At 55.8% G+C, this 21,094-nt stretch carries 20 protein-coding genes; 8 read left to right on the top strand and 12 right to left on the bottom strand.

The features are described from left to right. Positions 1-3: 3 nt before the first annotated feature. From atpF to asnC, 8 genes are all read right to left on the bottom strand, one after another. Positions 4-474 carry a F0F1 ATP synthase subunit B gene (gene atpF / locus ACOI6Z_RS23720; protein ID WP_004107293.1) on the bottom strand — a complete coding sequence of 157 codons (471 nt, stop codon included), beginning with the start codon at positions 472-474 and terminating at the stop codon, positions 4-6. A gap of 50 nt (positions 475-524) precedes the next feature. Further along, the gene (atpE, locus tag ACOI6Z_RS23715; protein WP_000429386.1) at positions 525-764 is read right to left on the bottom strand and encodes a F0F1 ATP synthase subunit C; all 240 of its coding nucleotides are present in this window, start codon (positions 762-764) and stop codon (positions 525-527) included. A 48-nt stretch (positions 765-812) separates the two neighbouring features. Next, positions 813-1,628 (bottom strand): F0F1 ATP synthase subunit A, encoded by an 816-nt coding sequence (gene atpB, locus ACOI6Z_RS23710; protein ID WP_023291475.1) that lies wholly within the window; start codon positions 1,626-1,628, stop codon positions 813-815. Positions 1,629-1,636: 8 nt separating this feature from the next. Next, positions 1,637-2,017 (bottom strand): F0F1 ATP synthase subunit I, encoded by a 381-nt coding sequence (gene atpI / locus ACOI6Z_RS23705; protein WP_004202310.1) that lies wholly within the window; start codon positions 2,015-2,017, stop codon positions 1,637-1,639. A gap of 616 nt (positions 2,018-2,633) precedes the next feature. Further along, positions 2,634-3,257, bottom strand: a complete 624-nt coding sequence (gene rsmG / locus ACOI6Z_RS23700) for a 16S rRNA (guanine(527)-N(7))-methyltransferase RsmG (RefSeq protein WP_044525110.1) — start codon at positions 3,255-3,257, stop codon at positions 2,634-2,636. A gap of 115 nt (positions 3,258-3,372) precedes the next feature. After that, positions 3,373-5,262, bottom strand: a complete 1,890-nt coding sequence (gene mnmG / locus ACOI6Z_RS23695) for a tRNA uridine-5-carboxymethylaminomethyl(34) synthesis enzyme MnmG (protein WP_044525111.1) — start codon at positions 5,260-5,262, stop codon at positions 3,373-3,375. Between the two features lie 381 nt (positions 5,263-5,643). Continuing rightward, positions 5,644-6,084: an FMN-binding protein MioC gene (gene mioC / locus ACOI6Z_RS23690; protein ID WP_017899651.1), complete on the bottom strand. Its 441-nt coding sequence runs from the start codon at positions 6,082-6,084 to the stop codon at positions 5,644-5,646. Between the two features lie 99 nt (positions 6,085-6,183). After that, a complete protein-coding gene (gene asnC / locus ACOI6Z_RS23685; protein WP_002882510.1) occupies positions 6,184-6,642 on the bottom strand; it encodes a transcriptional regulator AsnC in 459 nt (152 codons plus the stop codon). 151 nt (positions 6,643-6,793) lie between these two features. On the opposite strand from asnC, the gene asnA reads away from it, so the two are divergent. Continuing rightward, entirely contained in the window at positions 6,794-7,786 is a 993-nt protein-coding gene (asnA, locus tag ACOI6Z_RS23680) for an aspartate--ammonia ligase (RefSeq protein ID WP_023291478.1), read from the top strand. 3 nt (positions 7,787-7,789) lie between these two features. On the opposite strand, the gene viaA is transcribed toward asnA, so the two are convergent. Together viaA and ravA are read right to left on the bottom strand one after the other, a co-directional pair. Continuing rightward, complete coding sequence (gene viaA / locus ACOI6Z_RS23675; RefSeq protein ID WP_032454444.1) at positions 7,790-9,238, bottom strand: ATPase RavA stimulator ViaA; 1,449 nt, start codon at positions 9,236-9,238, stop codon at positions 7,790-7,792. Continuing rightward, positions 9,235-10,734 (bottom strand): ATPase RavA, encoded by a 1,500-nt coding sequence (ravA, locus tag ACOI6Z_RS23670; protein ID WP_065813020.1) that lies wholly within the window; start codon positions 10,732-10,734, stop codon positions 9,235-9,237. The genes viaA and ravA overlap by 4 nt, the downstream gene beginning before the upstream one ends. A 217-nt stretch (positions 10,735-10,951) precedes the next feature. Here ravA and kup point away from each other — a divergent pair, with 217 nt between their 5' ends. From kup to rbsR, 7 genes are all read left to right on the top strand, one after another. After that, on the top strand, positions 10,952-12,820 hold the full coding sequence (gene kup, locus ACOI6Z_RS23665; RefSeq protein ID WP_004202319.1) for a low affinity potassium transporter Kup: 1,869 nt from the start codon (positions 10,952-10,954) through the stop codon (positions 12,818-12,820). A 185-nt stretch (positions 12,821-13,005) separates the two neighbouring features. After that, a complete protein-coding gene (gene rbsD, locus ACOI6Z_RS23660) occupies positions 13,006-13,425 on the top strand; it encodes a D-ribose pyranase (RefSeq protein ID WP_004202320.1) in 420 nt (139 codons plus the stop codon). Positions 13,426-13,435: 10 nt separating this feature from the next. After that, on the top strand, positions 13,436-14,941 hold the full coding sequence (gene rbsA / locus ACOI6Z_RS23655) for a ribose ABC transporter ATP-binding protein RbsA (RefSeq protein ID WP_023291483.1): 1,506 nt from the start codon (positions 13,436-13,438) through the stop codon (positions 14,939-14,941). 5 nt (positions 14,942-14,946) lie between these two features. After that, positions 14,947-15,912 (top strand): ribose ABC transporter permease, encoded by a 966-nt coding sequence (rbsC, locus tag ACOI6Z_RS23650; protein ID WP_065813021.1) that lies wholly within the window; start codon positions 14,947-14,949, stop codon positions 15,910-15,912. A 27-nt stretch (positions 15,913-15,939) separates the two neighbouring features. Next, entirely contained in the window at positions 15,940-16,830 is an 891-nt protein-coding gene (gene rbsB / locus ACOI6Z_RS23645) for a ribose ABC transporter substrate-binding protein RbsB (protein WP_065813022.1), read from the top strand. A 103-nt stretch (positions 16,831-16,933) separates the two neighbouring features. Further along, positions 16,934-17,863, top strand: a complete 930-nt coding sequence (gene rbsK, locus ACOI6Z_RS23640) for a ribokinase (RefSeq protein WP_023291484.1) — start codon at positions 16,934-16,936, stop codon at positions 17,861-17,863. Between the two features lie 3 nt (positions 17,864-17,866). Beyond that, positions 17,867-18,859 carry a ribose operon transcriptional repressor RbsR gene (gene rbsR, locus ACOI6Z_RS23635; protein ID WP_086076398.1) on the top strand — a complete coding sequence of 331 codons (993 nt, stop codon included), beginning with the start codon at positions 17,867-17,869 and terminating at the stop codon, positions 18,857-18,859. On the opposite strand, the gene mdtD is transcribed toward rbsR, so the two are convergent. Together mdtD and ACOI6Z_RS23625 are read right to left on the bottom strand one after the other, a co-directional pair. Then, entirely contained in the window at positions 18,856-20,253 is a 1,398-nt protein-coding gene (gene mdtD / locus ACOI6Z_RS23630; protein WP_065813023.1) for a multidrug transporter subunit MdtD, read from the bottom strand. The two genes, rbsR and mdtD, sit on opposite strands and share 4 nt — an antisense overlap. 12 nt (positions 20,254-20,265) lie before the next feature. After that, the gene (locus ACOI6Z_RS23625) at positions 20,266-20,967 is read right to left on the bottom strand and encodes a FadR/GntR family transcriptional regulator (RefSeq protein ID WP_023291487.1); all 702 of its coding nucleotides are present in this window, start codon (positions 20,965-20,967) and stop codon (positions 20,266-20,268) included. Positions 20,968-21,094: the final 127 nt, after the last annotated feature.

Raw genomic sequence — 21,094 nt, 5'->3', positions numbered from 1 at the left:
TCCTTACAGTTCAGCGACAAGTTTATCCACGATGTCGCTGTTAGCAGCTTCATCCACGGAACGTTCGATGATCTTCTCGGCGCCAGCAACAGCCAGGATAGCGACCTGCTTACGCAGCTCCTCGCGTGCACGTTTACGCTCAGCATCAATTTCAGCCTGCGCTTGTGCAACGATTTTGGTGCGTTCCTGTTCTGCTTCAGCTTTAGCTTCGTCCAGAATCTGAGAGCGGCGCTTGTTCGCCTGCTCAATGATTACCTGGGCTTCCGCTTTCGCTTTTTTCAGCTGGTCGGTCGCGTTGGCCTGTGCAAGGTCCAAATCTTTCTTAGCGCGTTCTGCAGAAGCTAAACCGTCAGAAATCTCTTTCTGGCGTTTTTCGATGGCAGCCATTAAAGGCGGCCATACGTACTTCATGCAGAACCATACGAAGATAACAAACGCGATGGCCTGGCCGAGGATTGTTGCGTTCATGTTCACAGCACAATACCTCTTTAATTAACTCTGTGGCTTAGGTTTCTAACAACTTACTACGCGACGGCGAACATCACGTACAGACCCAGACCTACAGCGATCATCGGGATAGCATCCACCAGACCCATAACGATAAAGAACTGAGTACGCAGCAGAGGGATCAGATCCGGCTGACGCGCTGCGCCTTCCAGGAATTTACCTCCGAGGATGCCGATACCGATCGCAGCACCGATTGCCGCCAGACCCATCATCACAGCGGCAGCCATGTACAGCAGATCCATATTCAGGTTTTCCATGACAGTCTCCAGTTTGTTTCAGTTAAAACGTAGTAGTGTTGGTAAAAATCAATGCTCTTCAGACGCCATCGACAGATAGACAATCGTCAGAACCATGAAGATGAAGGCTTGCAGCGTAATAATCAGGATGTGGAAAATGGCCCAAGGCACATTCAGAACCCACTGTGACCACCACGGCAACAGACCAGCAATCAGAATGAAAATCAGCTCACCGGCATACATGTTGCCGAACAGTCGCAGACCGAGAGAGACCGGTTTGGACAGCAGGCTTACCCCTTCAAGGATTAAGTTGACAGGAATGAACGCCCAGTGATTGAACGGCTGCATGGTCAGTTCTTTAACGAACCCACCTACGCCTTTCATTTTGATGCTGTAGAAAATAATCAGGATGAACACGCCAAGCGCCATCGACAGGGTGATGTTCACGTCAGCAGACGGAACCACGCGCAGTGCAGGCAGGCCGAAAATGTGTTCGCCGATATAAGGAAGCAGGTCGATTGGCAGCAGGTCCATCAGGTTCATCAGGAAGACCCAGACGAACACGGTCAGCGCCAGCGGCGCGATAACCTTGCTCTTGCCATGGTACATGTCTTTGACGCTGCCATGGACGAAGCCGATGATCATTTCGATGAAGGTCTGGAATTTCCCTGGTACGCCGCTGGTCGCTTTCTTAGCAACGCTACGGAACATGGCCAGGAACAGCAGACCGAGAACCACCGAGAAGAACATGGAGTCAATGTTGAGCGTCCAGAAGGTGGCCGGGGGGTTGTGCGGATCCACCAGCGAGAAAGTACGCAGATCAATCTGAAGGTTGTTCAGATGGTGACCTATGTATTCCTGCGGCGTCATATTTTCTGAAGCCATGATGCCTTTTACCCTTTGTTGTTGATTACAGCTGGCGCCAGAACTTGTACCACCAGCACCAAAACCCACGTCACGATCAGTGGCAAAAATACCACTTTTAAAACGGCCAGCGCCACCGCCAGGAGGGCGAAGGTCAGCAACACCTTGAAGGCTTCACCGAAGGCGAAGGTCCAGGCCACACGGCCTTTTGCTGGTGTATGCGCCTGATGACGCCAGGCAAAAATCATAAACATCAGGTTTGGCAAAACCACTGCCAAACCGCCGCATACCGCGGAAATGCCCCAGAAGGGGTCTTTGAGGCTAAACAGCAGTCCACTTGCCATTACTGCCAGTAACTGAATAAACAGAAGCTTGCGAGCAACGTTTCGACTCAAGAGCGACACTGACATCACGTTTTTACTCCTGCTCCCTTTGAGGTATGTCGCGTGTCGTATAAAACGTCCTTTAAGACGAAGAGTCAAGCATCAAAAAGCGGACAAATTATACGGTGACGCCCCGTGATTTCAAACAATAAGTAGCAAAATAGTGAATAAATGTTTAATTATTTTCCAACGGACAACTTTCCGTGCATTTCAGCGTTCTGTGAGCGGTCATACAAAACTGCAAATAACGTGGAAACACGGCAATTAAAGCGTGCATTAGATCACATAATAAACATTTCGAGCGCCCTTTAATGAATCAAGGACATAAAACACTATTTTTCATGTTTTTGATATTCAAGATAAAAAGTGAGGACATTATCTAAAACAACCCCACATACAATAAAAACCTTTTATTGACATTTATAATAAAAATTTAACATCGCTATGCTGTTTATCGTTGTCGATTTTTAGCACCCTGATATTTTCAAAGTTGACTATTTTGTCAGTGAATCAGTTACGCTAAGTTAACCGCAAGAAAAACCATAGTAAAAACATGGTTAAATGCAGCCCGATAAGAACGGGAGGTGACCTTTATTTTTGTAACATTCATGGGCCACATTTTTTCCACATTTTTTGATAAAAATTAACTCGATTTTGGCGTAATCACCACCAGGTGCCGCTCCCCTTCCAGCTGAGGAACATGCAGCTCAATGACCTCGGCTATGGCATACCCTTCCGGCAGGTTTTCCATTTCGTCTTTTTGCGCTAACCCTTTGAGCGCATAGAAGTGACCGTTCGCGGCCGGCAAATGATGGCACCAGCTCACCATATCATTAAGCGACGCGAAGGCGCGGCTTATCACGCCATCAAACGGCGGCTCGGCCGGGAAAGCTTCCACGCGGCTCTGCACCGGCGTGACGTTATCCAGCTTCAGTTCATGCTGCACCTGACGCAGGAAGCGCACGCGTTTGCCAAGGCTGTCCAGCAGGGTGAAATGCGACTCCGGGCGCACGATAGCCAATGGGATCCCCGGCAGCCCCGGTCCCGTACCGACATCGATAAAGCGCGAGCCCTGCAGATAAGGCGCGACGATGATGCTGTCGAGGATATGACGCACCAGCATCTCATTTGGATCGCGAACGGAGGTCAGGTTATAGGCTTTGTTCCACTTATCGAGCAGCCCGACGTAAGCCACCAGCTGATTTTTCTGGTGATCGGTGAGCGAAATACCCGCTTCATCCAGCAGACGAGAAAGTTTGTTGAGCACGGTAAGTACCTTCAAAAAATAATGAGCCCGGAGGCGCTAACGCTTACCGGGCCAGGAATGATAAAGGCGAGCGCTGATTATGCAAGTGGGAAATCAGCGCGGCAGGCTGCCGCAATCAGGCGCTGCGACGCAGCATCCCCTGCTTTTTCAACCAAACCAGCAAAATAGAGATCGCCGCCGGGGTGATCCCGGAAATACGTGACGCCTGCCCTATCGACGACGGTTTATGGTCGTTTAGTTTAGCGATCACTTCATTAGACAGTCCGGTGACCTGACGGTAGTCGAGTGTCGCCGGTAACAAGGTATTCTCGTTGCGCTGCTGTTTCTCGATCTCATCCTGCTGGCGCGCGATATAGCCTTCATACTTCACCTGGATCTCAACCTGCTCAGCCGCCTGCCGATCTTCCAGCCCCGGCGCGAACGGCGAGAGCTGAACCAGCTGCTCGTAGGTCATTTCCGGGCGACGCAGCAGATCTTCACCGCTGGCTTCGCGCGACAGCGGCGCGGTCAGGTGAGCGTTCACTTCGGTAGCGCTCTCAGCCTGCGGGTTCACCCAGGTCGATTTCAGGCGCTGGCGTTCGCGCTCAATACTTTCCAGCTTCTCGTTGTAACGCGCCCAGCGTTCATCATCCACCAGACCCAGCTCACGCCCCTGCTCAGTCAGACGCAGGTCGGCGTTGTCTTCGCGCAGCATCAGACGATATTCAGCACGAGAGGTAAACATGCGGTACGGTTCTTTGGTACCCAGAGTACACAGGTCATCCACCAGCACGCCGAGGTACGCCTGATCGCGACGCGGCGCCCAGCCCTCTTTTTCCGCCGAGAAGCGAGCAGCGTTAAGACCGGCCAGCAGACCCTGAGCCGCCGCTTCTTCATAACCGGTAGTGCCGTTGATCTGACCGGCGAAGAACAGACCCTGAATGAATTTGCTCTCGAGCGTCGGTTTCAGATCGCGCGGGTCGAAGAAGTCGTACTCAATAGCGTAGCCAGGACGGACGATCCGCGCATTTTCCATCCCCTGCATGGAGCGGACGATTTGCATTTGCACATCGAACGGCAGGCTGGTGGAGATGCCGTTCGGATAAATTTCGTTTGAGGTCAGGCCTTCCGGTTCGAGGAAGATCTGATGCTGGTTGCGATCGGCAAAGCGCATGACTTTGTCTTCGATCGACGGGCAGTAGCGTGGACCGATCCCTTCGATCACCCCAGCGTACATGGGGCTGCGATCGAGGTTATTGCGGATCACGTCATGGGTTTTCTCGTTAGTGTGGGTGATGTAGCACGGCACCTGACGCGGATGCTGATCGGCAGATCCCATAAACGAGAAGACCGGCATCGGGTTATCGCCATGCTGTTGAGCCAACACGCTGAAATCGATGGTGCGCGCGTCAATGCGCGGCGGGGTCCCGGTTTTCAGTCGGCTTACGCGCAGCGGCAGTTCACGCAGACGACGAGACAGCGGGATCGACGGCGGATCGCCGGCGCGTCCGCCGCTGTAGTTATCCAGACCAATATGGATTTTGCCGTCAAGGAAGGTTCCGACGGTCAGCACCACCGCTTTGGCACGGAATTTGAGGCCCATCTGGGTGACTGCGCCTACGACGCGATCGTTTTCGACAATCAGATCTTCCACTGCCTGCTGGAAGATCATCAAATTCGGCTGGTTCTCCAGCGCAGTGCGTACCGCCTGACGGTACAGCACGCGGTCAGCCTGGGCGCGAGTGGCGCGCACCGCGGGGCCTTTGCTGGCGTTTAGTATCCTAAACTGGATGCCTGCCTGATCGATCGCTTTGCCCATCAGGCCGCCGAGCGCGTCCACTTCTTTTACCAGGTGTCCTTTCCCAATGCCGCCAATCGCCGGGTTGCAGCTCATCTGCCCCAGCGTGTCGATATTGTGTGTCAAAAGCAGGGTCTGTTGACCCATACGCGCTGCGGCCATTGCGGCCTCAGTGCCTGCATGACCCCCGCCAATGATAATGACGTCAAAAGGATCCTGATAAAACATGGTGGTCTGCCTCGCATAACGCGGTTTGAAAATGGATTGAAGCCCGGGCCGTGGATTCTACTCGGCTTTGGTCTTTTGAGAAAGACTCCGGGATCCTGAGTATTAAAAAGAAGATCTTTATATAGAGATCTGTTCTATTGTGATCTCTTATTAGGATCGACTCTCTTTGTGGATAAGTCGGATCCGCGAAGTAAGATCAAAAGCTTAAGAAGGATCACTATCTGTGAATGATCGGTGATCCTGGTCCGTATAAGCTGGGATCAGAATGAAGGGTTATACACAGCTCAAAAACCGTACTGCGGTTATTCTTTGGATAACTACCGGTTGATCCAAGCTTTTAAGCATGGTTATCCACAGAAGAACGGACGATCTTTACAATTCTCAGAGCAAATTTTTCCAGGATCCCAGCCAAATTTCCGCCGGATCCTCGGGAATTTCATGTTCCAGCACGTTGATCTTCAGGGTCTCGCCGATCTGTTTTGCCCCGCAGGCCTTCAGCGCCGCTTCTAATTTATCGATCGCGCCGCAAAAAGTGTCGTATTCGCGGCTGCCGATCCCGATGGCGCCAAAGCGCACGGCGGAAAGATCGGCCTGCTGCGCCAGCAGCGCGTCATAGAAGGGAACCAGGTTGTCGGGAATGTCGCCGGCGCCATGGGTGGAAGAGATAACTAACCAGATCCCCTGCGCCTGCAGATCGTCCACCAGCGGGCCGTGCTGGATTTCAGTGCTGTAGCCTGCTTCTTCCAGCTTTTCCGCCAGATGCTCCGCTACGTATTCCGCACTGCCCAGGGTGCTGCCGCTGATAAGTGTAATGTCTGCCATAGATCGCCGATCGCCCGCTCAACTGTTCAGAGTGGCGTATTGTACGCTGTGAGCGAGCTGGGATCTACCTGTGGAAAAATGTGGGATTAAAAAAAACGATCAGGGCTTAATGGTGCGCATGATCGGGTTCTGCAGCACGATCAGGGTCTCGGTGGACTGAATTTCATCAATTGTTTGGATCTTGTTGATAAGTACCTGCTGCAGGGCATCGATGGATTTACACATCACCTTAATAAAGATGCTGTAGTGGCCGGTGGTGTAGTAAGCCTCGGTGACCTCCTCCAGGCTTTCCAGGCGGGCGAGGGCGGAGGGATAGTCTTTGGCGCTCTTGAGAATAATGCCGATGAAGCAGCCGACGTCGTAGCCCAGCTGTTTGGGGCTGACGTCAATGCGCGCGCCGGTAATGATGCCCGCCTGTTTCATCTTTTCGACGCGTACATGAATAGTGCCGGGGCTGACGCTGAACTGTTTGGCCAGTTCGGCATAGGCGGTACGGGCGTTGGCCATTAGCGCATCGAGAATGCCGCGGTCCAGATTGTCGATCTGATAATTTTCCATATCTTTTTCTTATGAAGTTTGAGGGTTCTTACTATTTTAGCGCCATATTTTGATGAATTAAAAGTTGATGAGCCTTTTTATTGATTGATTATTGTATTGGTGGCCTGTTTTGTTGCTTAATCAATGGCAACAGGACGCAGGAGTCATAAAAATGAAAACCGCATATATCGCAAAACAACGCCAGATCAGTTTCGTTAAATCCCACTTTTCCCGTCAGCTGGAAGAGAAGCTTGGCCTGATTGAAGTCCAGGCGCCAATCTTAAGCCGCGTGGGCGATGGGACGCAGGATAACTTGTCCGGCTGTGAGAAAGCGGTTCAGGTGAAAGTGAAAACACTGCCCGACGCCCAGTTCGAAGTGGTGCATTCGCTGGCGAAGTGGAAGCGTCAAACCCTGGGACAACACGACTTCAGCGCGGGCGAAGGGCTGTACACGCACATGAAGGCCCTTCGCCCCGATGAAGACCGTCTGACGCCGATCCATTCCGTCTATGTCGACCAGTGGGACTGGGAGCGGGTGATGGGGGATGAAGAGCGCCACGTCGGCACGCTGAAGGCGACCGTCGAAGCGATTTACGCCGGGATCAAAGCCACCGAGCTGGCGGTCAGCCAGGAATTTGGCCTGACGCCGTTCCTGCCGGAACAGATCCACTTTGTTCACAGCCAGGCGCTGCTGAGTCGCTATCCGGATCTTGATGCCAAGGGCCGCGAGCGAGCGATTGCTAAAGAGCTGGGCGCCGTCTTCTTAATCGGCATCGGCGGCAAACTCTCTGATGGCAAGCGCCATGATGTACGTGCGCCGGACTATGATGACTGGAGCACTGAGGTTTCTGAAGGCTTTGCCGGACTGAACGGCGATATCCTGGTGTGGAACCCCGTGCTGGAAGATGCGTTCGAGATCTCCTCAATGGGGATCCGCGTTGACGCCGCGGCGCTGAAACGCCAGCTGGCGCTGACCGGCGATGAAGATCGCCTGAAACTGGAGTGGCACCAGGCGCTGCTGCGCGGCGAGATGCCGCAGACTATCGGCGGCGGCATTGGCCAGTCTCGGCTGACGATGCTGTTGCTGCAGCTCGACCATATCGGCCAGGTGCAGTGCGGCGTATGGCCGGCACAGGTTCGCGAAAGCGTTTCCGCGCTGCTGTAACGATTAGCGCCGCCAGCGTCGCAGCAGGCGGCTACGCAACCCGGTATCAAAGCGCCAGATATGATCGAAGATGCGCATGATGCCGGGTTTGCCGTGTACCGACATCGCCACCGCGTGAAAACGGTGCTGATGCTTTCGCTGTAACTCCCCCACCTGAGCAATCACCTCATCCGGCAACCGCTGGGCAATAAAGTCGGAGATCACCACGGCATCCGCATCCACCCACTGCGGGTTTTGCAGACGTTCAATAATGGCGCGAAAACAGCTGGCCAGATCGGTGCCGCCGCGAAAGCGCTGGCTCAGAAAGCGGATCGCCTGCTCCAGGCCGCCCTCGCAGGTCAGTTCGTAGTGCACCACTTCGCTGGAGAACAGCATAATAAAGCAGCGGCGGTTATCCGCTAGCGCGACGCGCATCAGGGCCAGACAAAAGGCTTTGGCGCACTGCTCGTTAAAACCGCCCATCGATCCTGACGTATCGACGCAGACAATAAAGGGCCCGCGCGGCTGTTCATCAAAATCCTGCCGCGTCACCGGGCGTTCGGTGATTTTTTCGCGCCAGGCGTCGCCGTGCAGCCGGTAAGTCAGGAGCTGTTTCTCCACCAGCTTGCGATAAAATTCAAACTCCAGCTCCGTGATGCCGAGCGTCGCCAGCTCCGGCGGCAGCAGGCGCAGAATGTCATCGCTCTGCTGGAGGCCGTCGACCTGTTCCGGCACCGTCGCTGGCTCGCGCACCAGGCTACGGAAGGTCTCCATCGGCGCGTCTTTCTTCGGCACGGATTTCGCTTCCCGTGAGCGCCCCAGCTGTTCCGCCAGCTGCAGTAGCTCCGGCTGCTGGTTAAGAAAATCGCCATAGCGCACGATCAGCTGATAGTCGCCACGTTTGAGTTCGCCGGCGCTCATATCCCACAGGCGTCCGGCGGCGGTGTCATTCTCAGCCAGCACCGGATCGAGCTGACCGCTGAGCGTCATTCGTTCCTGGACCTCGCTGAGCAACTGATCGCGCTCCTCATCCAGCAGCTGCTGGTTAAGGCTGGTGGCTTGCACCACCAGGCTCAGGCGCCAGCGCTGTAAAAACAGCGTATGCAGCGCCGGGGTAAAGGTCGCATTGTCGTCCACCAGCTTCTGCGCCTGGGCGGCAAAAGGGGACTGGAGCTGGTGTAGCTTGCCGAGGATCTGCGGCAGCTGGACGATAAACTGCGAGGTAGAGAGCAGCTGAGCCTGCTGATAGGTTTGCACCTCGGCGTCCAGATCCGGCGGGACGTTAACCTCTTTTAAGCGGGCGCGAACGGCTTCCCGCCAGCGCGGAATATCCGCCGCGATGATGTTTTTCAGGCGGGGAAATTTCTCAAAGAAAACCGCCAGCTGCGGAGAGGCCAGCAGCGCCAGCAGCATCTCCTCGATCATTCCCTCTTCGCTGACTGCCAGCATGACATTCAGCATATCGAGCGTCATGGCTGCTTCGCCTGTTTAATCTGCGCGCCGACGTCCTGCAGGCTGGCTTCGATTCTTCCCAGCCACTCGACCGGGATAAACAGGCACTTCTGCTGCTCGCTGAAGCGGTTATGTTGCTGGTGCCACTCATCGTCCAGCGCCTCCAGCTGCTGGCGAATTTCCGCCGGCATGTTTTCCTGCGACGCGCTGCCGGGCAGCGAGAGGCGTGAGCCCTGCAGGCTGACGTCGCGAACAACCAGATGCTGGCTGGTATCGACATCCATATTGAGCAGTTGGGCAAAGCCGATCCCGTTGAGCTTGCCGCGGATTTCGCCGCCCTTTTCCAGCCAACTGGCTAACGCCTCGCGCTCAAAAGTAATGTGGATCACTTCCATATCGTGGAGTTTGAGCGGCTGCTGCAGCAGCAGGGTCAGGCTGGTCCCCTGGATCTCCGCCGGCAGCTCATAGTGCGGCTTGCGGCTAAACATGCCGCCAAGGCGGGTGACCTTTAGCGCCGTTTTGTCACTTTGCTGCTGTTGGATCTGAATGCGTCGCTGCACAATCGCCCCGAGCCGCGTCAGCATTGCCTGCTGCTGCCAGGCGTGGCAGGTCATCAGCGTTTCCAACTGCTGCGACATCAGGTTCATGCTCTCGACGTTGTGCCACAGACAATCTTTCAGCAGGATAAGATCTATCGGCGCGATGCTGTCGCGGCCGCTGAAGAAGGCGCTGGCCTGCAGCAGGCGAATAGCCTTTTTCCAGCGGCGATCCGAAACGTATGGCGCGTTTGGCAGGGCATCCAGCTGCTGGCGCAGCTGGAATATCAGCTCAAACACCGCGTCCGGCAGTTTGATATTGCCGATCTGCTGCTGCCATTGCGTAAACTCTTCATCGCTAACCTGCAGCGCGCTGGGCACCGGATTGCTGTTTTCATCCTGCTGGCTGACCAGCATCGAACGGAAATTACCTTTATCCTGTACTTTATCGAGCCACAGACGGATCAGCATTCGGTCATACAGCGCTTCCAGGCTGCTGTCGGCTTCGGGCAGTTCGTTCGAGGCGGCCACCAGCAGGCGCATCGGGATTTTCTCTTCGTGAGCGCCGTTGCGGAAGTGACGTTCGTTAATCGCCGTCAGCAGGGTGTTGAGGATAGCCGGCCCCGCTTTCCATATTTCATCGAGGAACACGATTTCTGCTTCCGGCAGGTAACCGGCGGTTAAACGCTCGTAGCGGCCTTCATCTTTCAGCGCCTGAATGGACAGCGGGCCAAAAACCTCTTCCGGGGTGGAAAAGCGGGTCATCAGGTATTCAAAAGCGCGCGCCTGCTGGAAGGCGAACTTGAGGCGGCGGGCAATCAGGCTTTTGGCGATCCCCGGCGGACCGAGCAAAAATACGCTCTCGCCGCTGAGCGCCGCCAGCAGGCACAGGCGTATCGCGTGGCTGCGTTCAAAGAGTCCTTTTTCGAGTGCCGTGCTGAGTCGGGAAATTCTTTCAGCCAGTAAATGTGTTTGAGCCATAATTGAGTTGCGTGCTTTGTCATGTATCGTTATTGGGACGAGTATAGATGTTAGAGCAGGGGCGGTAATAGCCTGAAGAATCGATTTATTTTTTTTGAGCCAGGTTAATATGGTGTCTGTTAGGGGTACGATTTCACAAATAATCGTGCATACTGTGCGCTTTTTGTGGGCCAAGGGACTAGGCACACATTTGTTTTATAAACGAAAAGACTAGTCTATGAGCACTGATAATAAACAATCGTTGCCGGCGTTAACGCTGGCGGCCATCGGCGTGGTGTACGGTGATATCGGTACCAGTCCACTGTATACCCTGCGTGAATGCCTGTCAGGTCAGTTTGGCTTTGGCGTTGAGCGCGATGCCGTTTTTGGCTTTTTGTCGCTGATTTTCTGGCTGTTAATCTTTACCGTATCGATTAAATACATCACCTTCGTGATGCGGGCGGATAACGCCGGGGAAGGCGGGATCTTAACGCTGATGTCGCTGGCCGGACGCAATACCTCGGCGCGGATGACCTCTGTGCTGGTGATCCTCGGCCTGATCGGCGGCAGTTTCTTCTATGGCGAAGTGGTGATTACCCCGGCGATTTCGGTGATGTCGGCGATAGAGGGGTTAGAAATTATCGCTCCGCAGCTCGATAGCTGGATTGTGCCGATCTCCATTATCGTGCTTACCCTGCTGTTTATGATCCAGAAGCACGGGACCGGGATGGTCGGCAAGCTGTTTGCGCCGATTATGCTGATCTGGTTCTTGCTGCTGGCGGTGCTTGGCGCGCGAAGCATTTACGCTAACCCGGAAGTTCTGCAGGCGCTAAACCCCTACTGGGCGGTGCACTTCTTCCTGCAGTACAAAACGGTTTCCTTTATTGCGCTTGGCGCGGTGGTGCTGTCGATTACCGGGGTGGAAGCGCTGTACGCCGATATGGGGCACTTCGGCAAACTGCCGATCCGTGTCGCCTGGTTCTCCGTCGTGCTGCCTTCGCTGGTGCTGAACTATTTTGGCCAGGGGGCATTGCTGCTTAAGCATCCGGAAGCGATTAAAAACCCGTTCTTCCTGCTGGCGCCGGAGTGGGCGCTGATCCCGATGCTGATTATCGCCACACTGGCGACGGTTATCGCCTCGCAGGCGGTGATCTCGGGGGTCTTCTCCTTAACCCGTCAGGCGGTGCGTCTGGGCTATCTGTCGCCGATGCGCATCATCCACACCTCGGAAATGGAGTCCGGCCAGATCTATATCCCGTTCATTAACTGGCTGCTGTATGTCTCGGTAGTGATCGTCATCGTCAGCTTCGAACATTCGTCTAACCTGGCGGCGGCGTACGGTATCGCGGTCACGGGGACCATGGTGCTGACCTCCATCCTGTCGGCAACGGTGGCGCGCAAAAACTGGCACTGGAATAAACTGTTCGTTGGGCTGATGCTGGTGGCCTTCCTGTGCATTGATGTTCCGCTGTTCTCGGCGAACCTCGATAAGATTGTCTCCGGCGGCTGGCTGCCGTTGTCGCTGGGTCTGGTGATGTTTACGGTGATGACCACCTGGAAGAGCGAGCGTTTCCGCCTGCTGCGTCGAATGCACGAGCACGGCAACTCGCTGGAGGCGATGATCTCTTCGCTGGAGAAATCGCCGCCGGTGCGCGTGCCGGGTACTGCGGTGTATATGTCCCGCGCCCTGAACGTGATCCCGTTTGCCCTGCTGCATAACCTGAAGCACAACAAGGTGCTGCATGAGCGAGTGATCCTCCTGACCCTGCGCACCGAAGACGCGCCTTACGTGCATAACGTTCGCCGGGTGCAGATTGAGCAGCTTTCGCCCTCGTTCTGGCGGGTGGTGGCCAGCTACGGCTGGCGGGAAACGCCAAATGTCGAAGAGGTGTTCCATCGCTGTGGCCTGGAAGGACTCAGCTGCCGGATGATGGAGACCTCGTTCTTTATGTCCCATGAGTCGCTGATTATCGGCAAACGACCGTGGTATCTGCGCCTGCGCGGCAAGCTTTATCTGTTGCTGCAGCGTAACGCCCTGCGCGCGCCGGATCAGTTTGAAATCCCGCCAAACCGGGTTATCGAGCTCGGTACTCAGGTCGAAATCTGATGTCAAAAAAGCCCTTCCATTGCGAAGGGCTTTTTGTTTCTCACTCCGGCTGTCATCTCCTGTCGCTGTCTCGCGAAACGTTTCGATAGCGATCACATTTCTCTCTTCTGGTGATGGTTTTCTGCTCACGCATTGATAATAATTATTTTAGCGAAACGTTTCGCTAGTGGAGCAAAAGAGAAAAAATGAAAAAAGGCACCGTACTTAACGCTGATATTTCCGCGGTTATCTCCCGCCTGGGCCACACCGATACGCTGGTGGTCTGCGATGCCGGATTACCGGTTCCCCGCAGCAGCGCGCGCATCGATATGGCGTTGACCCAGGGCGTACCTTCATTTATGCAGGTTCTGGAAGTGGTGACGACGGAAATGCAGGTTGAAGCGGCTGTCATCGCGGAGGAAATTAAGACGCATAATCCGCAGCTCCACGCGACGTTGCTCAACCATCTTGAGCAGCTGCAGCAGCACCAGGGAAACACCATTGAAATTCGTTACACCAGTCATGAGCAGTTCAAAAAACAAACCGCAGACAGTCAGGCGGTAATTCGCAGCGGGGAGTGTTCCCCGTTTGCGAATATCATTCTCTGTGCCGGCGTCACCTTCTGAGATCGCCGTCATGGAAGCCTTATTGCAACTGAAAGGGATCGATAAAGCGTTCCCTGGCGTCAAGGCGCTCTCCGGCGCCTCGCTGAATGTCTACCCTGGCCGGGTGATGGCGCTGGTGGGTGAGAACGGCGCCGGTAAATCCACCATGATGAAAGTGCTGACCGGGATCTATACCCGTGATGCTGGCGCTTTATTGTGGTTGGGCAAAGAGACCACCTTTAGCGGCCCAAAATCTTCCCAGGAAGCCGGGATCGGCATTATCCATCAGGAGCTGAACCTGATCCCGCAGTTGACGATCGCCGAGAACATCTTCCTCGGCCGCGAATTCGTTAACCGCTTTGGCAAAATCGACTGGAAGCGGATGTATGCCGAAGCCGACAAGCTGCTGGCGAAGCTGAATCTCCGTTTTACCAGCCAGAAGCTGGTGGGCGATCTGTCGATTGGCGATCAGCAAATGGTGGAGATCGCCAAAGTGCTGAGCTTCGAGTCGAAGGTCATCATTATGGATGAACCGACCGACGCGCTGACCGATACCGAAACCGAATCGCTGTTCCGTGTGATCCGCGAACTGAAATCGCAGGGGCGCGGCATCGTCTACATCTCCCACCGCATGAAAGAGATCTTCGAGATTTGCGACGACGTGACCGTGTTCCGCGACGGGCAGTTTATTGCCGAACGCGAGGTCTCCTCGCTGGATGAAGACCGTCTGATTGAAATGATGGTTGGCCGGAAGCTGGAAGATCAGTATCCGCATCTGGCTAAGGCGCCGGGCGCGGTGCGCCTGAAAGTCGATAATCTCTGCGGCCCGGGCGTGGAAAACGTGACCTTTACCCTGCGCCAGGGGGAAATCCTCGGTGTCGCCGGGCTGATGGGCGCCGGGCGGACCGAGCTGATGAAAGTGTTGTATGGCGCGCTGCCGCGCAGCAGCGGCTCCGTGACGCTCGACGGTCACGAAGTGGTGACCCGTTCGCCGCAGGATGGTCTGGCGAACGGCATTGTCTATATCTCCGAAGACCGTAAGCGTGACGGCTTAGTGCTCGGGATGTCGGTAAAAGAAAACATGTCCCTGACCGCCCTGCGCTACTTCAGCCGGACGGGGGGGAGTCTCAAGCATAAAGATGAACAGCAGGCGGTCAGTGATTTCATCCGGCTGTTTAACGTGAAAACGCCGTCCATGGAGCAGGCGATCGGCCTGCTCTCCGGCGGCAACCAGCAAAAGGTCGCCATCGCCCGCGGGCTGATGACCCGGCCGAAGGTCCTGATCCTCGATGAGCCGACCCGTGGCGTCGACGTTGGGGCGAAGAAAGAGATCTACCAGCTTATCAATCAGTTCAAAGCCGATGGCCTGAGCATCATTCTGGTCTCCTCCGAGATGCCGGAAGTGTTGGGCATGAGCGATCGCATCATAGTGATGCATGAAGGGCATCTCGGCGGTGAATTCACACGCGAGCAGGCCACCCAGGAAGTATTGATGGCTGCCGCTGTGGGCAAGCTTAACCGTGTGAATCAGGAGTAAGAAAGATGACAACCCAGGCTGTTTCTGGTCGCCGTTATTTCACGAAAGCGTGGCTGATGGAGCAAAAATCGCTGATTGCCCTGCTGGTGCTGATCGCGGTGGTATCGACCATGAGCCCCAACTTTTTTACCGTCAATAACCTGTTCAATATTCTGCAGCAGACCTCCGTTAACGCCATTATGGCGGTAGGGATGACGCTGGTCATACTGACCTCGGGGATCGACCTGTCCGTCGGTTCCCTGTTGGCGCTCACCGGCGCGGTGGCGGCGTCGATCGTTGGCATTGAAGTGAATGCGTTGGTGGCGGTCGCTGCTGCCCTCGCATTAGGTGCGGCGATCGGCGCAGTCACCGGGGTGATTGTGGCGAAAGGCCGCGTGCAGGCTTTCATCGCCACCCTGGTGATGATGCTGCTGCTGCGCGGCGTGACCATGGTGTACACCAACGGCAGCCCGATCAATACCGGCTTTAGCGATAATGCCGATCTGTTCGGCTGGTTTGGTATCGGGCGTCCGCTGGGGATCCCGACGCCGGTATGGATCATGGCGATTGTCTTCCTGGCGGCCTGGTACATGCTGCACCATACTCGCCTGGGTCGTTATATCTACGCCCTTGGCGGTAATGAGGCGGCGACGCGCCTGTCCGGGATTAGCGTCAATAAAGTCAAAATTATCGTCTACGCGTTGTGCGGGATCCTGGCGTCGCTGGCCGGGATTATCGAAGTGGCGCGCCTCTCCTCCGCGCAGCCGACGGCCGGGACAGGCTATGAGCTGGACGCCATTGCGGCAGTCGTGCTCGGCGGCACCAGTCTGGCGGGCGGCAAAGGACGCATTGTCGGCACGCTGATTGGCGCGCTGATCCTTGGCTTCCTGAATAATGGTTTGAACCTTTTAGGCGTTTCTTCCTATTACCAGATGATCGTTAAAGCGGTGGTGATTTTGCTGGCGGTACTGGTAGATAACAAAAAGCAGTAACTGAGAACTCTACAGGACATCTTAACTATGAATATGAAAAAACTGGCGACCCTGGTCTCTGCTGTTGCGCTAAGTGCGACCGTTAGCGCGAACGCGATGGCCAAAGACACCATCGCTCTGGTTATCTCTACTCTCAACAATCCCTTCTTCGTGTCGCTGAAAGACGGCGCGCAAAAAGAAGCTGACAAACTGGGCTACAACCTGGTGGTGCTCGATTCCCAGAACAACCCGGCGAAAGAGCTGGCTAACGTTCAGGATTTAACGGTGCGCGGCGCGAAGCTGTTGCTGATCAACCCAACCGACTCTGATGCCGTCGGCAATGCCGTGAAGATGGCGAACCAGGCGAAAATCCCGGTCATCACCCTCGACCGTCAGGCGACAAAAGGCGATGTCGTGAGCCACATCGCCTCTGACAACGTGCAGGGCGGAAAAATGGCGGGCGATTACATTGCGAAAAAGCTGGGTGAAAGTGCGAAAGTCATTGAGCTGCAGGGCATTGCCGGGACTTCCGCGGCGCGTGAGCGCGGCGAAGGCTTCAAACAGGCCGTGGCGGCGCACAAGTTCAACATTCTGGCCAGCCAGCCGGCCGATTTCGACCGTACCAAAGGGCTGAACGTGATGCAGAACCTGCTGACCGCCCATCCTGACGTCCAGGCGGTGTTCGCGCAGAATGATGAAATGGCGCTCGGCGCTCTGCGCGCGCTGCAGACCGCAGGCAAGTCCGATGTGATGGTGGTTGGATTTGACGGCACTCCGGATGGCGAAAAAGCAGTAAACAGTGGCAAACTGGCGGCGACCGTCGCACAGTTGCCGGAGCAGATCGGCGCGAAAGGCGTTGAGACTGCTGATAAGGTACTGAAGGGCGAAAAAGTGGAAGCTAACTACCCGGTTGAGCTGAAGCTGGTCGTTAAGCAGTAATATGCGATTCGGACTGGCAACGGTCCGAGGGACAATATAAAAAAAGAAAAGCAGGGCATGCGCCACCGGATCCCGGTGGCGCGCTTTCCCGGGAACAGAAACGATGAAAACTGCAGGCAAACTTGTCGTCCTTGGCAGCATCAATGCCGATCACATTCTCAACCTTGACGCTTTCCCGACGCCGGGTGAAACCGTCACCGGCAACCACTACCAGCTGGCGTTCGGTGGTAAAGGGGCCAACCAGGCGGTGGCCGCCGGGCGCAGCGGGGCGGATATCGCGTTTATCGCCTGCACCGGCGATGACGACATCGGTGAACGCATCCGTCGCCAGCTGGCGAGCGATAAAATCGATGTGGCGCCTGTGCGCGCGGTCGCCGGGGAAGCAACCGGCGTGGCGTTAATCTTCGTTAACGCCGAAGGTGAGAATGTCATCGGTATTCATGCCGGCGCCAATGCGGCCTTATCCGTCGCTCAGGTAGAGGCGGAAAAAGAGCGGATCGCCAGCGCGCAGGCGTTGTTGATGCAGCTCGAGTCGCCGCTGGAGAGCGTGCTGGCGGCGGCGAAAATCGCCCATCACCATCAGACCACCGTGGTGCTTAATCCCGCGCCAGCGCGTGAACTGTCCGATGAACTGCTGGCGCTGGTGGATATCATTACCCCCAACGAAACCGAAGCGGAAAAGCTGACGGGGATTCGCGTTGAGAGTGACGAGGATGCGGCAAAAGCCGCCGACGTGCTGCATGCCAAAGGCATTGGTACGGTAATGATCACCCTCGGCAGTCGCGGCGTCTGGCTCAGTGCCGAAGGCGAAAGCCGCCGGATCCCAGGGTTTCGCGTGCAGGCTATTGATACTATCGCGGCCGGCGACACTTTCAACGGCGCGCTGGTGACCGCGCTGCTGGAAGGGACCGCCCTGCCGGAGGCGATCCGCTTTGCGCATGCCGCGGCGGCGATTGCCGTGACTCGCAAAGGCGCGCAGCCTTCCGTGCCGTGGCGCACAGAGATTGATGAATTTTTAGCGCAACAGGGGTAATGCTTGGCTACGATGAAAGATGTGGCCCGCGTCGCGGGCGTTTCCACATCGACGGTGTCACACGTCATCAATAAGGACCGCTTTGTCAGCGAGGCGATTACCGCCAAAGTCGACGCCGCGATCAAAAGCCTCAACTACGCCCCCTCGGCGCTGGCGCGTAGCCTCAAGCTTAATCAAACCCGCACCATCGGCATGCTGATCACCGCCAGTACCAATCCGTTTTATTCCGAGCTAGTGCGGGGCGTGGAGCGCAGCTGCTTTGAGCGGGGTTATAGTCTCGTACTCTGTAATACGGAAGGTGATGAGCAGCGAATGAATCGTAATCTGGAGACGTTAATGCAAAAACGCGTCGATGGATTACTGCTGCTGTGCACTGAGACCCACCAACCCTCCCCGGAAATTATGCAGCGCTATCCGTCGGTTCCGACGGTCATGATGGACTGGGCGCCGTTTGATGGCGATAGCGATCTGATTCAGGATAACTCACTGCTCGGTGGCGATATGGCGACCCAGTACCTGATCGATCAAGGGTATTCACACATAGCCTGCATTGCCGGCCCGCTGGATAAAACCCCGGCGCGTCTGCGCCTTGAAGGTTACCATGCCGCGATGGCGCGCTGCGGTCTGCCCGTAGCCGAGGGATACGTGGTGACCAGTGATTTTGAGTTTGGCGGCGGATTTAGCGCGATGCAGCAGCTGCTGGCGTTGCCGCAGCGGCCGCAGGCGGTGTTTGTCGGTAACGACGCCATGGCGGTTGGCGCTTATCAGGCGTTATACCAGGCCGGGTTGCAGATCCCGCAGGATATGGCGCTGGTGGGTTACGATGATATTGAACTGGCTCGCTATATGACGCCGCCGTTAACCACCATTCACCAGCCGAAAGATGAGCTGGGGGAACTGGCCATCGACGTGCTGATCCATCGCATGGCCGACCCGCAGCAAAAACAGCAGCGCGTACAGTTAACCCCGGAGCTGGTGGTCCGCGGCTCCGCTTAGCGTTTGTGCCGCTCGCTAATCAGGTTGCGGCCATCCTTCGCTCTCAACAGCATAAACATCAGCGCCGACACGATGGTTATCACGCCCATGGTAATAAAGGTGTAGTGAAACTGCTCTACGGTGCTGGCGCTGTCAAAACCTTCATAGAAGCGCAGCACCGCAGCGCTGATGGCCACTCCGAGACTGATGGAAAGCTGCTGGGTGACTGCCAGCAGGCTATTACCGCTGCTGGCATTGTCATCCGTCAGATCGGCCAGGGTAATGGTATTCATGGCGGTAAACTGCGTGGACATCGCCATCCCCAGCACGAACAGCGGCAGAAGCAGCATCCACAGCGGCATTTCTGGCGACTGCAGCGAGAACTGGGCAATCATAAGGCCAATAAACACGGTGATCCCCACCAGGGTCTTACGATAGCCAAACCAGCGCAGCACCTGGGTAACGGTAGATTTCGCAATAATCGAGCCGATAGCGGTGGGGGCGATCATACAGCCGGCGATAATGGCCGGATAGCCAAAGCCAACCTGCAGCATGAGCGGCATCAGAAAAGGTACGCAGCCGGTACCCAACCGCGTGGCAAGGTTGCCGGCAATGCCGACCGAGAACGTATGGGTCTTAAATAAAGAGAGCGAGATCAGCGGCGCAGGATGGCGGCGCGCGTGACGGACATAGGCCAGGAGCAGTATCAGACTGACGGCGATCACCGCCAGCGCCAGCCATGTCGCCACGATTTTTTCGCCAAACAGTTCAATACCGCTGGAAAATAACACCAGGCTTAAGCCAAATAACAGAAAACCGGTTATATCGAAGCGTCGGCGCGGCGTTGTGAAATTTGGCATATATTTACGGGCATACAGAATGCCGATCACGCCGATGGGAATGTTTATCAGGAAAATCCAATGCCAGCTGGCCCAGGTCACAAATACCCCGCCGAGAACCGGGCCCAGAATCGGTCCTACCAGTCCCGGCATGGTGACAAAGTTCAGTACCGGCAGCAGTTCGCTGCGCGGATAGGCGCGCAGGAGGGCTAGCCTCGCCACCGGCATCATCATCGCCCCGCCGACCCCCTGAATAACGCGAAAAATGACCAGCTCCGTTAATGAACTCGAGAGCGCGCAGGCGAGGGAGCCGAGAGTAAACAGGCTAACGGCGATGATAAAGACCCGGCGCGTGCCGAAGCGATCGGCCAGCCAGCCGCTGACCGGGATCAACATCGCCACCGTCAGCGTATAGCTGATGATGGCCGACTGCATCGCTAAGGGAGAACGATCAAGACTGTGGGCGATAGCCGGGAGGGCGGTGTTAAGAATAGTGGCATCCAGCGCCTGCATAAAGAAGGCCATCGCCGCGATCCACGGCAGGCCAGCCATGCTGCGCCCTTTTTTTCCGCTCATGCCAAATCCTTGTTATTGATTTACGTGGTGTGGGGCGTTCAGCAGCGCCTGGCAGGCGAGCAAGGCACCTGGCGCATCGCTATTGAGAATGGCATCGACGATCGCCTGGTGGAGATCGAGCTTCACGACTTCATTTTGCGTAATCGACGTGAAGTAGGTGTGGTAGACGGAATGAAATAAAGAAGCGAATGAGCTGAGGAAAGGATTGCCGCTCATTTCATAGATATGTTCATGCCAGGCCATATCGACGTCTATCCAGCGATCGCGCTGAAAATGACGTTTCAGGGCAATCATCTCTTCCATAAGGGTATTGAGCTGCGCTTTCTGCTCCGCGGTGCCGTGGGCGGCGGCGAGGAAACAGGCCTGTGGCTCCAGGCTGCTGCGCATGACGAGAAAGTGGCTCACCACCTCTTCGAAGTTGTCTTCCGTGAGCCACCAGGAGAGTAGTTCCTTATCCAGAAAGTTCCAGCTGCTGCGCGGCATTACCCGGGTGCCAATGCGAGGGCGGGGCAGCAGCATGCCTTTTGCAGTCAGCGTCTTCACCGCTTCGCGGACGGCGGTACGACTCACGCCGAACTGCTCCCCTAACTCCATTTCGCCGGGAAGAATGCTTTCCGGCTGATATTCGCCAGTCAGTATCTTTTGGGCGAGCTTCTCGGCCAGTACCCAGGAGATGTTCTTTTGTGCCGCCAGTTGCTGTGCGCTTAAAGACATAAATGCCGTTCCTTTCTTTTTTCTACACTAACAGTATGCCACCAGGCGCCCCGTTTCGTCGGTTAAAACAGCAAAACGGCGGTTTTTTGCGACATTCCTCGCCGCATTGTTGAAAAAAGAGACGGTT

The sequence above is a fragment of the Klebsiella sp. C239 genome (assembly GCF_048822715.1).
In the GTDB taxonomy this organism is placed as follows: Bacteria; Pseudomonadota; Gammaproteobacteria; order Enterobacterales; family Enterobacteriaceae; genus Klebsiella; species Klebsiella quasipneumoniae.
This window is presented reverse-complemented; position numbering and strand designations above follow the sequence as displayed.